Raw genomic sequence first — 14,635 nt, 5'->3', positions numbered from 1 at the left:
TACGCTCGATGTTTGAAAAATATTCTTTAGCTATTCAAGCATATTTAAAGCAAGAAGGTGTAAAATGTAAAATTCAGAAATCCACTGCCGTTAATAACGATCTAGGTTTTCTTTTGGGTATGTTGCTGGGGAAAAAATTAATTTGAATTATTTGAATCACAGATTATACAAAGGCAAAATTCATCAAACAGTAAATTCTTAATAATTAACAATTAATAATTACCGATAAATTTTGGTCTAAAGCCTCCCTTTTTAAGGGGATAAAATTTTAAGAGGATAAAAAAAAGAAAATATTCCCTAAGGTTAAGCCTCCTTATTGCAGAGGTACTGATAACTGATAACTGATAACTGATAACTGATAACTGATAACTGATATAGTTGTACGCTCGATGTTTGAAAAATATTCTTTAGCTATTCAAGCATATTTAAAGCAAGAAGGTGTAAAATGTAAAATTCAGAAATCCACTGCCGTTAATAACGATCTAGGTTTTTCTTTTGGGTATGTTGCTGGGGAAAAAATTAATTTGAATTATTTGAATCACAGATTATACAAAGGCAAAATTCATCAAACAGTAAATTCTTAATAATTAACAATTAATAATTACCGATAAATTTTGGTCTAAAGCCTCCCTTTTAAGGGGATAAAATTTTAAGAGGATAAAAAAGAAAATATTCCCTAAGGTTAAGCCTCCTTATTGCAGAGGTACTGATAACTGATAACTGATAACTGATAACTGATAACTGATAACTGATATAGTTGTACGCTCGATGTTTGAAAAATATTCTTTAGCTATTCAAGCATATTTAAAGCAAGAAGGTGTAAAATGTAAAATTCAGAAATCCACTGCCGTTAATAACGATCTAGGTTTTTCTTTTGGGTATGTTGCTGGGGAAAAAATTAATTTGAATTATTTGAATCACAGATTATACAAAGGCAAAATTCATCAAACAGTAAATTCTTAATAATTAACAATTAATAATTACCGATAAATTTTGGTCTAAAGCCTCCCTTTTAAGGGGATAAAATTTTAAGAGGATAAAAAAGAAAATATTCCCTAAGGTTAAGCCTCCTTATTGCAGAGGTACTGATAACTGATAACTGATAACTGATAACTGATAACTGATAACTGATATAGTTGTACGCTCGATGTTTGAAAAATATTCTTTAGCTATTCAAGCATATTTAAAGCAAGAAGGTGTAAAATGTAAAATTCAGAAATCCACTGCCGTTAATAACGATCTAGGTTTTTCTTTTGGGTATGTTGCTGGGGAAAAAATTAATTTGAATTATTTGAATCACAGATTATACAAAGGCAAAATTCATCAAACAGTAAATTCTTAATAATTAACAATTAATAATTACCGATAAATTTTGGTCTAAAGCCTCCCTTTTAAGGGGATAAAATTTTAAGGGGATAAAAAAAAGAAAATATTCCCTAAGGTTAAGCCTCCTTATTGCAGAGGTACTGATAACTGATAACTGATAACTGATAACTGATAACTGATAACTGATATAGTTGTACGCTCGATGTTTGAAAAATATTCTTTAGCTATTCAAGCATATTTAAAGCAAGAAGGTGTAAAATGTAAAATTCAGAAATCCACTGCCGTTAATAACGATCTAGGTTTTTCTTTTGGGTATGTTGCTGGGGAAAAAATTAATTTGAATTATTTGAATCACAGATTATACAAAGGCAAAATTCATCAAACAGTAAATTCTTAATAATTAACAATTAATAATTACCGATAAATTTTGGTCTAAAGCCTCCCTTTTAAGGGGATAAAATTTTAAGAGGATAAAAAAGAAAATATTCCCTAAGGTTAAGCCTCCTTATTGCAGAGGTACTGATAACTGATAACTGATAACTGATAACTGATAACTGATAACTGATATAGTTGTACGCTCGATGTTTGAAAAATATTCTTTAGCTATTCAAGCATATTTAAAGCAAGAAGGTGTAAAATGTAAAATTCAGAAATCCACTGCCGTTAATAACGATCTAGGTTTTTCTTTTGGGTATGTTGCTGGGGAAAAAATTAATTTGAATTATTTGAATCACAGATTATACAAAGGCAAAATTCATCAAACAGTAAATTCTTAATAATTAACAATTAATAATTACCGATAAATTTTGGTCTAAAGCCTCCCTTTTAAGGGGATAAAATTTTAAGAGGATAAAAAAGAAAATATTCCCTAAGGTTAAGCCTCCTTATTGCAGAGGTACTGATAACTGATAACTGATAACTGATAACTGATAACTGATAACTGATATAGTTGTACGCTCGATGTTTGAAAAATATTCTTTAGCTATTCAAGCATATTTAAAGCAAGAAGGTGTAAAATGTAAAATTCAGAAATCCACTGCCGTTAATAACGATCTAGGTTTTTCTTTTGGGTATGTTGCTGGGGAAAAAATTAATTTGAATTATTTGAATCACAGATTATACAAAGGCAAAATTCATCAAACAGTAAATTCTTAATAATTAACAATTAATAATTACCGATAAATTTTGGTCTAAAGCCTCCCTTTTAAGGGGATAAAATTTTAAGAGGATAAAAAAGAAAATATTCCCTAAGGTTAAGCCTCCTTATTGCAGAGGTACTGATAACTGATAACTGATAACTGATAACTGATAACTGATAACTGATATAGTTGTACGCTCGATGTTTGAAAAATATTCTTTAGCTATTCAAGCATATTTAAAGCAAGAAGGTGTAAAATGTAAAATTCAGAAATCCACTGCCGTTAATAACGATCTAGGTTTTTCTTTTGGGTATGTTGCTGGGGAAAAAATTAATTTGAATTATTTGAATCACAGATTATACAAAGGCAAAATTCATCAAACAGTAAATTCTTAATAATTAACAATTAATAATTACCGATAAATTTTGGTCTAAAGCCTCCCTTTTAAGGGGATAAAATTTTAAGAGGATAAAAAAAGAAAATATTCCCTAAGGTTAAGCCTCCTTATTGCAGAGGTACTGATAACTGATAACTGATAACTGATAACTGATAACTGATAACTGATATAGTTGTACGCTCGATGTTTGAAAAATATTCTTTAGCTATTCAAGCATATTTAAAGCAAGAAGGTGTAAAATGTAAAATTCAGAAATCCACTGCCGTTAATAACGATCTAGGTTTTTCTTTTGGGTATGTTGCTGGGGAAAAATTAATTTGAATTATTTGAATCACAGATTATACAAAGGCAAAATTCATCAAACAGTAAATTCTTAATAATTAACAATTAATAATTACCGATAAATTTTGGTCTAAAGCCTCCCTTTTAAGGGGATAAAATTTTAAGAGGATAAAAAAAGAAAATATTCCCTAAGGTTAAGCCTCCTTATTGCAGAGGTACTGATAACTGATAACTGATAACTGAAATGACCTCTCCTGAAAATGGATAGAATTGGCGCACATAATTTCGGGCATTTATTTCTGATCTAAATCAGAAACTTTAAACCTTAATTATTTTATAAGCAGCACATCAGCTATTATTATATTAAGTTCGGATAATTAGAAATCGCAAACCTATATTCTTATACAGAGCAAATCTCCTTATTCTTCCTACTACCTACTACCTACTCCATACTACCTTATTTATAAGTATTCAACCGGACACTATATTAATCATGAGCTTTTTTGACATCTTAAAACTGTCTGATTTTAAGGGGTTGTTGCTCCACTAAAGTTGAGATTAGATAATATCTTCAAAGAAAAGGTGAAAGAGGCTTGATATTAGACGATGTAGGTGCTAAAGTTTATGAGAGAATATTTTTAAGTAGATGGAGAAGATGGCTAAAACAACAGAAAAATTAAATACTTCAGAACAATCAAATACTCCACTGACTGGTAAAGCATTGTTGAAGAAAGTTAAAGAACTCTCCCACAAGTCAAAGAAAGATACTGCTATTGCTTGCGGATATTATTCAACTACAAAAGAGAAGCAGAAACGAGTAAATCTTGCTAAATTCTACGATGCAGTTTTACAGGCAAAGGGACTAAATTTAGATGATAATAATGTTAAAGATGGAAGAGGGCGTGCTGCTACTTACCGTGCTTGTGTTCATAGAAATGGACAGTTAGTAATAGGTGCTAATTATACGCAAGAAATGGGATTGAAACCAGGGGATGAATTTATTATCCAGTTAGGGCATAAACATATTCATCTTAGGCAGATTAATATAGAAGTAGAAAAAGAAGATGAAAATCATGAGGAAGAATAAATAAGTTGTGTAGTATTCGTGATGGTCTCTAAAATCTGCGATTAGAATCATCTAGATATTCCATAATGAATGCTGCAAAAAACTAGAGTAATGTACAGTATCTGAAACCTAGTTTTTGGCAGCAAATAGACTTGGCAAGATAAGTTTACAAGTTTAGTATTCTCGAAGAGAAAAATGCCTGAATTTGGATGGGCTTACTATTAATTTTATCGAGTAGGATTTTTATAAGTTTCAAGTCAGTTAAGGTAAATCACAGAACATTTGATTTGATTAAGGTTTAAACTAAGTTTACTATCATGTCTAAGATAGTAGAGATGGGATAATATAATTAAATAAAGTGTACAATACAAAAAATTGAGTTGATTACATATATTTAAAATAAGAAGGTGTTAAGGGTTAGGTGAAAACAACAAAAATAGGGTTTAATTTACTAGGAGATTTAGGTATAAATATCTGAAATAATCCTGATATGAAGTAGAAACAATAGTTATCAAATATAGTATTACTTTTGATAAAAACGATCAGTTACCTTAGATAAGATTTAACAATTATTGAAAATAATAATAAATAGTATAAATATAATTACAGCCTATTTCATATTAGTAAGATACACCAGTCGCAGGGAAGATGCCTGCACTACAAATACTTTACCGAATAATTAAGGTTTAAAGCCTCTCCTTTAAAGGAGAAACAATGAATTAATTTTCCTTTTATTCAATCCTCTTCTTTTTAGGGAGAGGTAATTATCCATTATCCATTATTGAACATTCTTATGTGTACCTCATTTACCTAAAATCTGCTGTATCTTGAACTCAAATGAATAAAAATGTTTATAACTATATTTAATATAGTTTAGCCGAATCATATAAGACTTCAAATTACTAAAAAAGCCTTCTAATATCATGTCCGGTTGAATAGTTATAAAGAATAAGGGAGGAGTCAGGAGGGAAAAAGAGGGAAGAAAAGGAAAAAGTTTTTTCATCACTAATTATCCGGACATGATATCAGACCAAATTAACGCAAAGTATAGTTATACCAAGCGTGAGAAAAGAATGCTACAAATAAGGTATACCTCGATCGGATATGCTTAAAAATAGCTAGTCTAGTTCATTTTAGATAGTTATTTATATCATTTTTCCATTTTTTAAATATTTATCCCTTCTTCCTTCTTCCCTCTTCCTTCTTTCGTACGCACGTTGCATAAGGGCGTCTCTACCATTTGTAACAAACATTTATCACCCTTGGTATTACATATTAATTTGTGATTTATTCTTACAATAAAAAAACTAAATTCCATAAATTCTAAAAATTCGGCGTTGGTGAATGCGTAATGCTTTTGTCTCAAATATCTATGAAAAAACTATAGTTGTAAGGTTCATAAATTTTGAAGAGCATTACCTAATCACCAACCCCAAAAATTCAGCCTTTTTTCCTCTTTTTTATGATGTTTTTCTGGGGTTGCACATTACGGAATGATGCTGCAAAAAATAGGTGTTCGATTTTGACTAAAAAAAACCATTAATTAATCATCCTACCAATTCTCAAATCCAAAATCCTGTTCATCAAAAATCTCAAATCATTCGTCACTGTGCAACGCCGTTTTTCTTTCCCTGTTCCCTGTTCCCTGTTCCCTGTTCCCTAGGAGGTAGCGCTATAATTACAGCAAAATAAATCCAAAAATTATGTCCTTAACAGAACAAGTTCTCTCGCAAATTCCGGGAACTCCTTTAGAAGGTCTGCGTAAAGCTGACCAAGTTTGGCAAAACCTTCGAGAAGACAATATTTCTATTCCTACTACTGTGAGAAAAGAAACTCAATTATTAAATACTTTAGACTGGGATGTAGTTATTTGTGGTGGAACTCTGGGTATACTTATTGGAGCAACTTTAGTAAAAAAAGGTTGGCGGGTAGCTTTGTTAGAACGAGGTATCCTCAAAGGTAGAAAACAAGAATGGAACATATCCCGCAAAGAACTAGAAACATTTATAGAATTAAACCTTCTCTCCTCAGAAGAATTAGAAACAGCGATCGCCACCGAATACAACCCTGCACGAATTAGCTTTCCAGAGAGCAAGGACATTTGGGTCAAAGATGTTCTCAATATAGGTGTAGATCCAGTTTACCTCCTAGAAACTCTCAAACAGCGTTTCCTTGAAGCAGGTGGTCAACTATTTGAAAATACAGCTTACGAAGCAGCAACCATTCATCCAGATGGGATAAATATCCAGGTTAGTAATGGCCAATCATTTAAAGCTCGACTGCTCCTGGATGCAATGGGACATTTTTCTCCTATTGTGAAACAAGCACGTCAAGGCAAAAAACCTGATGCGGTCTGTCTAGTAGTTGGTACTTGTGCCACTGGATACCCGAAAAACGATACAGGAGACATTTTTGCCTCATTCACTCCTATACAAAACCAATGTCAATACTTTTGGGAAGCATTTCCTGCTAGAGATGGACGAACTACTTATCTATTTACCTATTTAGATGCTCATCCAGATAGAATTTCCCTAGAATCATTCTTTGAAGAATACCTCCGCTTATTACCTGAATATCAAAAAGTGGAGCTTAGTCAACTTACATTCCAACGTGCGTTATTTGGCTTTTTTCCCTGCTATCGTCAAAGTCCTCTTCAAACTCCTTGGAATCGTATTTTGCCAGTGGGAGATAGTAGCGGGAGTCAGTCTCCTCTGAGTTTTGGCGGTTTTGGAGCTATGGTACGTCACTTGAAACGTCTAACCGGGGGTATTGATGAAGCTCTCCAAACTGATAATCTTTCTTCAAATGCTTTAGCACTTTTGCAACCTTATCAGCCTAGTATATCAGTCACTTGGTTATTTCAACGTTCTATGAGTGTAGGGGTAAACCAAAAAGTTGAACCAAATCAAATTAATCAACTATTGGCAGGTGTATTTCAGGTAATGGATCGACTAGGGGAATTTGTACTTAAACCTTTTCTGCAAGATGTGGTGCAGTTTCCTGCTTTAGCACAAACTTTATTTATGACTTCTTTAAAGCAACCAGGTTTAGTCATTAAAATTATTCCTCAAGTTGGCATTGGAAATTTATTAGATTGGATGAGACATTATTTTAATTTGGGAATTTATAGTTTATTATATCCTATAGGAGATATGATGGGGCTTTTAGTGACAAAAATGTCACTGGTGCAACATTATTATTATCGCCGTTTGATTGAACAATGGCAGTATGGTTCTGGTGGGGATTATCGTTGAAGTTAGAAGTTAGAGGCTAGAAGTTAGCGAATTAAGTCTGAAATCAAAAATGAAATACTGAAAGAATCCGATAATTTATCCCAAATTTGGTTGCCATACAGAGATATTTAAGCATCAAAATAATAGTCCAAGAATATTATATATTTGTCGTAACCAAAATACAAAAAACAAAATGAATAACTTGCAAAAATTAGAATCTGAGCTTTCTTCACTTAGCTCCGACAAAAGACAAATAGAAAATGAGATATTGAATTTAAAATATAAAATAAATCCATTTGCTATTAATGAAAATTATCCTGAAAAAATCAAGAGATAGATCGAGATATCGAGTTTAAAAATAGACAACTTCATCAGGTTGAGCTAAAAATTAGCAGAAAAGAAGCTGAAATTAAAGGAGAATAAGAAAAGCGAGAAGAACAGCGAGAACAAAGAAGGCAACAACAAAAACTAGAACAAGCAGAAAGGCGAGAAAAAGAAAGAATAAATAGATTAAATAAAATAGCAGAAGATCGAAAAATAACCTCAAAAAACCTTACTATAGGCGAAATTTGGGAAAGAATAACGTCAACTATGAGTTGGCAAGTAAAAACTTTTTTCATCATTTTACTTGTTTGTATTCTAACAGGGTTTATTTATGGATTTATACAATCTCCCGACATCGTAGCTACATTTCCCAGTAGTATTATAAGTATTTCAGAAAATTTGTTTTTTCTTTCATTTATCGGTTTCTTATTATACCTATTTTATTTTTTCTTCTACTCGGCAATAAATCTAATAAAAGCAGTTGTAGCAACAGTGGTTTTGTGTGTAATATCTTTTGTTATTTCTGATAATGTTTTTTCTTATATAGCAATCCTATTTTATTTGTGTATAAAAATCTTACCGCTTTTAGGGAACAGCGGTGCGACCCCGCGTCGGCGTCAGACGCAAGGGAATGCGCACTCCTGTGAGGGAACAGGGGGAAGTTTCAGTTTTTTTATCTACTTTTTGATTACCCGCAACCTCTGCGCGGATTGCTATATAATTGGTCTGCTTCTTAAAAATTTCATATTTAATAAACTCAAGAACAAATATGGATTTAATATTGTAGGGTGTTTCATATCAATTGAAATACAACTTTGACAGGCAAGACGCCTGTGCTACAAAATTTATACATTGCTATATCCAGTTGGGGTAGCAATAGAATTTTTACTAATAAAAATCCCTAGTACAAGACTATTATTATCGTCGCTGGATTGAACAATGGAAGTATGGTTCAGGAGGAGATTATGTTGACTAATTTCAATTTTAAAAACTTCAAAAAACACCTAGACGAAGGTTGGATGAAGTCAAGTATTACTTATAAATTTTCCTTGGCTTCGGGGGTGCTTTTACTGTTAATTGGTGGTGTGGCAGTGGCAAGTTTTTTTTCCATGAGAGTTGTGCGAGATAAAACTGAGCTAGTCATGGTAACTAGCATCAAAATTCAACGGTTAGTTTTTGAAATGAATGACGCTTTGAACGATGCTCAGAGACAAGAAAGAGAATTTTTTCGACAATGGCAAATAATAGGTTTAGATGCAGCACAGGAAAAATACATTGTACCTTTTAATCAAAAGATTGATTATGTAAGGCGAATTAGTGACGAATTGCAAGTTTTACTTACAAGTAAAGGTGTTAGTGAGAAGTGGTATAAATCTCACTCATATTTAATTGAATATACAGACAAAATAGAAGACTACGACTATCAGTTTAAAGAGGCTGTAAGATTAGTTATAGATTTGAGAAATGCTCAAAATATTAATGATATTAGTGATGAGTTTGAACGAAAAACAGCCATAATTTGTAATACATTATTTGATATTGCTGCTCAGGAAGTTGAAGAAGCAAGTTTTGAGATTAAAAATACCAGTGAAAAAATGACTTTATTGTTGCTATTAGCTGTATTAGCAACTCTGGGATTAGGATTGATAATTATTAATTTATTTAAGTTTGCGTTACAGCAGTTAGAAGTGGAGCAAGAAAAGTCTGAAAAGCTATTACTTAATGTTTTACCAAAATCAATAGCAGAACGTTTAAAAGATAGAACAGAAATTATTGCCGATAATTTTGAAAACGTTACAGTATTATTTGCTGATCTTGCTGGTTTTACTCAGCTTTCTGCAAGTGTTTCTCCCACAATATTAGTGAAGTTATTAAATGAAATATTTTCTGAGTTTGATAAGTTGGCTGTAATTCATGGATTGGAAAAAATTAAGACTATTGGAGATGCTTATATGGTGGTAGGTGGGTTGCCAGAACCAAATATAGATCATGCAGCAGCGATCGCTGATATGGCTTTAGATATGCAGGACGTTATTCAGCGTTTTAATGAAAAAAATAATAGTGATTTAAACATGAGAATAGGGCTAAATACTGGTCCGGTTGTTGCTGGAGTTATTGGTAGTACAAAATTTATTTATGATTTGTGGGGAGATACTGTTAATGTTGCGAGTCGCATGGAATCTCATGGAGTGATAGGTGAAATTCAAGTAACGTCAGATACTTATTTATTACTAAAGGAACAATATTTATTGGAAAAGCGAGGTATTATTTCCGTCAAAGGTAAGGGTGAAATGTGTACTTATTTACTAAAAAGTAGAAATATTAATAATGAGAGTTTGATTCAAGAGAATGAGAAAGTTATGGTATAAATTTAAAGATATTAATCAAGAAGGATAAATTAAAAATATCAACAAATTTTCAAGTTTCTTGCTTCTTCTTTACAAAGAGCATTATTTGGAGTATTTATACATCTTTATTGAAATAGTATAATTTTTCTTAAAACCTGCCCAGACAGAGATATTTAAACATCAAAATAATAGTCTAATACCAATTTGATAAATGTTTGCTACAAATAGCTAGGATATTTATTAGAATTTCCTACGGAATGCTTCCCTACGGGATGCTACGCAAACGCAAACATAATCCAGAATTCAGGAGTCAGAATGAATGGATTTAATACCAGTTTTCAGGTCGTAAATTATCTTTTTGTCAAAGATAAATTTCCTACAAAATATTTTTATTGCACTTATTATTTGTAACATTCTTTTTAAAATTGGTATAAGAATATTATATATTTGCTGTAACCAAAATACAAAAAGCAAAATGAATGACTTGCAAAAATTAAATTTTGAACTTCCTTCACTTATCTCCGACAAAACACGAATAGAAAATCAGATATGGCATAAAGAAGCAAGCAAAGATACAGTATGGATTAATGAAAATTCTTATGAAAAAATCAGAATATAGATCGAGAAATAAATCTTATGAAAGGAGGACTTAATCAGGTTGAGCGAGAAATTGACAGATGTAAAAAACTGATTAAAGAAGCTGAACTTAAAGAAGAAGAAAAGCGAGAACAAAAAAGGCAAGAGCAAAAGCGAGAACAAGCAAAAAGACGAGAACAAGAAACAGTAAATAGATTAAATAAAAGAGCAGAAGATAGAAAAATAATCTCAAAAAACCTGAGGATAGGCGAAATTTGGGAAAGAATAACATTAACGATGACTTGGCAAGTAAAAGCTTTTTTTCATCCTTTTATTTGTTTATATTCTAACAGGGTTTATTTATGCATTTATGCAATCTCCTGACATCGTAGCTACATTTCCCAGTATTATTATAAGTCTTTCAGAAAATTTGTTCTTTATTTCATTGTTCGTTGTCATACTATACCTATTTTATTTTTTCTTCTACTCGGCAAGAAATCTAATAAAAGCAGTTGTAGCAACAGTGGTTTTGTGTGTAATATCTTTTTGGGTGTCAATTACATTATTAGTACCACTAGATTCAATAAATTCTTCAGTTCTTAATTTCTTGGGGAATAACCCTCAAATATTTTCTCAAAGGATTATAACTGGAATAATTTTTATTAGCGTAACAAGATTTGTTTATATTCTAGGAAAAAATAAAAACACAAGAAATACCAGATTTTTTGGGCTATAGTTACCGAAAAATTAAGGTATAAAGCCTCTCCTTTCATGGAGAAAAATTAAAAAAATTATTTGAACCAATCCTCTTATTTATAAGAAGAGGTAATTCTTAATTCTTAATTCTTGAAACATATACCTATGATTTTGATAATGTGTTGCTTTACAGGTATTTACAGAAAAATTAAGGTATAAAGCCTCTCCTTTCAAGGAGAAACAAGCGGTCGAGGGATGGCGAGGTCTCCTCGCCATATCCAATCGACCAAGAGAGAAAAAATTTTCTTTTTATTCAATCCTATCCGTTTTAGGGAGAGGTAATTATCAATTATCCATTATCAATTATCAATTATTGAAAGCTCTTTTTACCAAGAAGAAAGTTCTGCTGATGTTCTTTCTATGCTTCACATGGCAATATTTATCTATTATTTTCACATCAACACGATAACTTTTGTCATGTGTTACTTCGATAACTATTCTATTTTTGATATTCCAGAAGATATTTTACGTTTTTATACGATAATTGGAGGTTCTTATGGTACTGGAGTTGCAATGTCAAATATAAATTACAAAAAATATGACGACGCATTCAAACGAACTTACATAATAATTATTGTCATACAACTGTTATTTATGATAATGTTTTATCTTATATAATTTATAATTGGTCTGCTTCTTAAAAATTTCATATTTAATAAAGTCAAGAACAAATATGGATTTAATATTACAGGGTGCTTTATATCAGTTAAGATACAACTGTGACAGGCAAGATGCCTGTGCTATAAATACATTACTTGTTAATTAAAATCTCAACAACTTTATTAAGTGCCACAGAATGAGAAGCCTTAAAAAGAACCCGATCGCCTGGTTGTAAAAACTCATGCAAATGTCTTGCTAATTTCTGATGAACATCATTAGAACTAATATTTTCTACCTCTATAAACTGCAAACCAGCAGCACCAATAGCCATTGCCTGTGCTTCTTCAAAATCTGCCAAAATAAATAAACCATCAATATTCAAATCTCGCACAACATTACCAACTTGTTGATGAAATAATACCGATTTATCCCCTAACTCTTTCATAGTTCCTAACACAGCAACATGACGTTTTCCCGGAGTTTCAACTAACAAATTTAGAGCAGCAATCATCGACTCTAATCCAGCATTATAAGTTTCATCTAAAATTACAATATCATTATCTAAATTGTATCTTTTAGCCCTACCTTCAGGCAATTGAATCGATAAATTATTAATCAAAGGTTCAAAGAGATTTTTAGTAGAAATACTTCTACCATGAATCACCTTAAAAACAGCCAATGCTGCCAAATAATTAGAAGCATTATGAAGTCCAGGCAAAGGTAAAGGTAAATCCACACCTGCAACATTTATAGTTTGAGAATCAATTAATTTTCCTTGTAAATCACCTCCTTGTAAACCATAAGTAAAAGTTTCTCCCGACCAAAACTTAGCAGCAGTTTCCATTAAACGTCGGTTATCATAATTCAAAATAGCAATACTATTAGAAGACATTTCTGCAAGTAATTCACACTTAGCTTGAGCGATCGCTTCAACAGAACCCAAACGACCAATATGAGCAGTACCAACATTAGTAATTAAGCCAACTGTCGGATTAGCAATATGTGTTAATTCTGCTATTTCCCCTAGTCCTCGCATTGCCATTTCCACTACAGCATAATTATCATCAGAGGAAAGTCTTAGTAGAGTTTTTGGCACACCTATTTCATTATTATAGTTAGCTTCAGTTTTCAGAACTTGACCCTGAGTAGCCAAGACTTTAGCAATTAATTCCTTAGTAGTAGTTTTACCCACTGAACCTGTTACCGCAATTACAGGAATAGCAAATCTATCTCGCCACCAACGAGCAATTTTTTGGTAAGCTTCTAAAGTATTTTCTACTTGTAATATAGTTACGCTATTTGACTGTTGTGTAACTCTATTCTTTAAGATATATTCTTCCTCAACAATAATACAAGAAGCCCCTTTTTCCATTGCCTGTTGCACAAATTTATGGCCATCAAACTTTTCACCTCGTAATGCCACAAATCCTTCACCAGATTGTAAGTTACGAGTGTCTGTATTTATGCCTGTAATTAATGTTTTTTCAGGAATCTGAAAATTTGTAAGTGTTGTAGCACTCAAGACTTCAATTAATTGAGATAAGTTAATGTGACAGACCATAACTATTGGCAGTCCTACTCAAATATGTGTAATAATTATATTAGAGTACTTCTGATTTTTGAAGTCAATTTATTTTTTGGATCTAACCAAGCAACCAGGAAAAATAAAAAGTATAAATAATTCTCAAGGGAAAAAATTTTTTAAGTTTAGTAAATTTTGTCATAACTTAAATCTGACATAAGACAAAATAACTAAAACTTTATCGAGCTAAGGATTAAGAAAATTTATACTATCTTATGTATATTACAATCGGTAAGGAAAAATTTGTACGGAGTGGGAAGTAGATGCTACCGATAACTCAGTACAATCAAATTTGACCCATTGATGAGAGTTTTGAATAAAGCAAAATCTTTACTGAAGCTTCACACAAATTCAGTAAATTTTGAAGATAATTAAAAATACGAGTATTAATCAACTGTAGAATACCGATGCTAGGTATACAATAATCTAAGGGGTATTAATACTGAGTTATAGACCAAAATGATACCTAGTATATAAAAGTAAATATCCACCTAAATTTGGAATTAAATATACAGTTTTGTACAAACTTATAGATGCTAATTAATCGTCAGACTAGCCCTAGAATATAAAAATCTTAAAGTAGATAGGAAATATATAAATGAAAAATCTTCTGGGCGAATATAACAAACACAAATCTCAAGATGAACAAGATATCTATAACCATTTTATCCAATTGATAGACCTAGAGTCTTCAACAGAAGTAATTGAAAGATTCAGAATGTTATTTATTAATGGTTCTGGATATCCTGACCGAGAAATATCTCAAGCACTAGACAGAATTACAGCATGGCCACAAATTGAAGAAGAATTTAATTTTATCTTAAATCGCTGCTGTCATATAGTTATTAATAGAAAACAACCCTACAACTATAAAAAGGATGTTTTAGTAGACTTAATGAAGCTTTTCGACCGAATCGAAAATCAACCAGCACGTCGCAACTACTACGGTTCTCGTAATAGTAAAAAATTATTAGAACTGGTTCAAGCATTCACAAGAAGCGAGCAA

Annotated in this window: 12 protein-coding genes and 2 pseudogenes; 13 read left to right on the top strand and 1 reads right to left on the bottom strand. The window is 31.6% G+C overall.

Annotated elements, in window-relative coordinates; all coding sequences use genetic code 11:
• The first annotated feature begins 389 nt into the window (after nucleotides 1-389).
• The 12 genes and pseudogenes from SAGCYANO_RS01865 to SAGCYANO_RS01815 all read left to right on the top strand — a co-directional run bounded on the left by SAGCYANO_RS01865 (nucleotide 390) and on the right by SAGCYANO_RS01815 (nucleotide 11,075).
• Entirely contained in the window at nucleotides 390-584 is a 195-nt protein-coding gene (locus tag SAGCYANO_RS01865; RefSeq protein WP_202218531.1) for a hypothetical protein, read from the top strand.
• A 184-nt stretch (nucleotides 585-768) separates the two neighbouring features.
• On the top strand, nucleotides 769-963 hold the full coding sequence (locus SAGCYANO_RS01860) for a hypothetical protein (RefSeq protein WP_202218531.1): 195 nt from the start codon (nucleotides 769-771) through the stop codon (nucleotides 961-963).
• Between the two features lie 184 nt (nucleotides 964-1,147).
• Nucleotides 1,148-1,342: a hypothetical protein gene (locus SAGCYANO_RS01855; RefSeq protein ID WP_202218531.1), complete on the top strand. Its 195-nt coding sequence runs from the start codon at nucleotides 1,148-1,150 to the stop codon at nucleotides 1,340-1,342.
• Nucleotides 1,343-1,528: 186 nt separating this feature from the next.
• Nucleotides 1,529-1,723: a hypothetical protein gene (locus SAGCYANO_RS01850; protein ID WP_202218531.1), complete on the top strand. Its 195-nt coding sequence runs from the start codon at nucleotides 1,529-1,531 to the stop codon at nucleotides 1,721-1,723.
• A 184-nt stretch (nucleotides 1,724-1,907) separates the two neighbouring features.
• Nucleotides 1,908-2,102, top strand: coding sequence for a hypothetical protein (locus SAGCYANO_RS01845; protein WP_202218531.1), 195 nt, complete (start codon nucleotides 1,908-1,910; stop codon nucleotides 2,100-2,102).
• A 184-nt stretch (nucleotides 2,103-2,286) separates the two neighbouring features.
• Nucleotides 2,287-2,481, top strand: coding sequence for a hypothetical protein (locus tag SAGCYANO_RS01840; RefSeq protein WP_202218531.1), 195 nt, complete (start codon nucleotides 2,287-2,289; stop codon nucleotides 2,479-2,481).
• Between the two features lie 184 nt (nucleotides 2,482-2,665).
• Nucleotides 2,666-2,860 (top strand): hypothetical protein, encoded by a 195-nt coding sequence (locus SAGCYANO_RS01835; protein WP_202218531.1) that lies wholly within the window; start codon nucleotides 2,666-2,668, stop codon nucleotides 2,858-2,860.
• A 939-nt stretch (nucleotides 2,861-3,799) separates the two neighbouring features.
• Nucleotides 3,800-4,231 (top strand): AbrB family transcriptional regulator, encoded by a 432-nt coding sequence (locus tag SAGCYANO_RS01830; protein WP_202218530.1) that lies wholly within the window; start codon nucleotides 3,800-3,802, stop codon nucleotides 4,229-4,231.
• A 1,682-nt stretch (nucleotides 4,232-5,913) separates the two neighbouring features.
• Entirely contained in the window at nucleotides 5,914-7,464 is a 1,551-nt protein-coding gene (locus tag SAGCYANO_RS01825) for an NAD(P)/FAD-dependent oxidoreductase (protein ID WP_202218529.1), read from the top strand.
• 1,982 nt (nucleotides 7,465-9,446) lie between these two features.
• Nucleotides 9,447-10,136: pseudogene (locus tag SAGCYANO_RS49885) on the top strand (adenylate/guanylate cyclase domain-containing protein); the annotation flags it as partial.
• 454 nt (nucleotides 10,137-10,590) lie between these two features.
• Entirely contained in the window at nucleotides 10,591-10,734 is a 144-nt protein-coding gene (locus SAGCYANO_RS43830; RefSeq protein WP_237395573.1) for a hypothetical protein, read from the top strand.
• Nucleotides 10,735-10,751: 17 nt separating this feature from the next.
• Complete coding sequence (locus tag SAGCYANO_RS01815; RefSeq protein ID WP_202218528.1) at nucleotides 10,752-11,075, top strand: hypothetical protein; 324 nt, start codon at nucleotides 10,752-10,754, stop codon at nucleotides 11,073-11,075.
• 1,123 nt (nucleotides 11,076-12,198) lie between these two features.
• Here SAGCYANO_RS01815 and murF read toward each other — a convergent pair.
• On the bottom strand, nucleotides 12,199-13,608 hold the full coding sequence (gene murF / locus SAGCYANO_RS01810) for a UDP-N-acetylmuramoyl-tripeptide--D-alanyl-D-alanine ligase (protein ID WP_202218527.1): 1,410 nt from the start codon (nucleotides 13,606-13,608) through the stop codon (nucleotides 12,199-12,201).
• A gap of 619 nt (nucleotides 13,609-14,227) precedes the next feature.
• On the opposite strand from murF, the pseudogene SAGCYANO_RS01805 reads away from it, so the two are divergent.
• Nucleotides 14,228-14,635, top strand: a pseudogene (locus SAGCYANO_RS01805) (hypothetical protein); the annotation flags it as partial.

This window comes from Okeania sp. KiyG1, assembly GCF_014132355.1.
GTDB lineage: Bacteria > Cyanobacteriota > Cyanobacteriia > Cyanobacteriales > Microcoleaceae > Okeania.
Note: the sequence above shows the minus strand (reverse complement) of the source record. Positions and strands in the feature narration are given on the sequence as shown.

Bases quoted from the DNA above. Each gene is read 5' to 3' on its own strand.
- SAGCYANO_RS01855 (WP_202218531.1), top strand. From the start codon at position 1,148: ATGTTTGAAAAATATTCTTTAGCTATTCAAGCATATTTAAAGCAAGAA.
- SAGCYANO_RS01845 (WP_202218531.1), top strand. From the start codon at position 1,908: ATGTTTGAAAAATATTCTTTAGCTATTCAAGCATATTTAAAGCAAGAA.
- SAGCYANO_RS01850 (WP_202218531.1), top strand. From the start codon at position 1,529: ATGTTTGAAAAATATTCTTTAGCTATTCAAGCATATTTAAAGCAAGAA.
- SAGCYANO_RS01830 (WP_202218530.1), top strand. From the start codon at position 3,800: ATGGCTAAAACAACAGAAAAATTAAATACTTCAGAACAATCAAATACT.
- SAGCYANO_RS01825 (WP_202218529.1), top strand. From the start codon at position 5,914: ATGTCCTTAACAGAACAAGTTCTCTCGCAAATTCCGGGAACTCCTTTA.
- SAGCYANO_RS01860 (WP_202218531.1), top strand. From the start codon at position 769: ATGTTTGAAAAATATTCTTTAGCTATTCAAGCATATTTAAAGCAAGAA.
- SAGCYANO_RS01815 (WP_202218528.1), top strand. From the start codon at position 10,752: ATGAAAGGAGGACTTAATCAGGTTGAGCGAGAAATTGACAGATGTAAA.
- SAGCYANO_RS01840 (WP_202218531.1), top strand. From the start codon at position 2,287: ATGTTTGAAAAATATTCTTTAGCTATTCAAGCATATTTAAAGCAAGAA.
- murF (WP_202218527.1), bottom strand. From the start codon at position 13,608: ATGGTCTGTCACATTAACTTATCTCAATTAATTGAAGTCTTGAGTGCT.
- SAGCYANO_RS43830 (WP_237395573.1), top strand. From the start codon at position 10,591: ATGAATGACTTGCAAAAATTAAATTTTGAACTTCCTTCACTTATCTCC.
- SAGCYANO_RS01865 (WP_202218531.1), top strand. From the start codon at position 390: ATGTTTGAAAAATATTCTTTAGCTATTCAAGCATATTTAAAGCAAGAA.
- SAGCYANO_RS01835 (WP_202218531.1), top strand. From the start codon at position 2,666: ATGTTTGAAAAATATTCTTTAGCTATTCAAGCATATTTAAAGCAAGAA.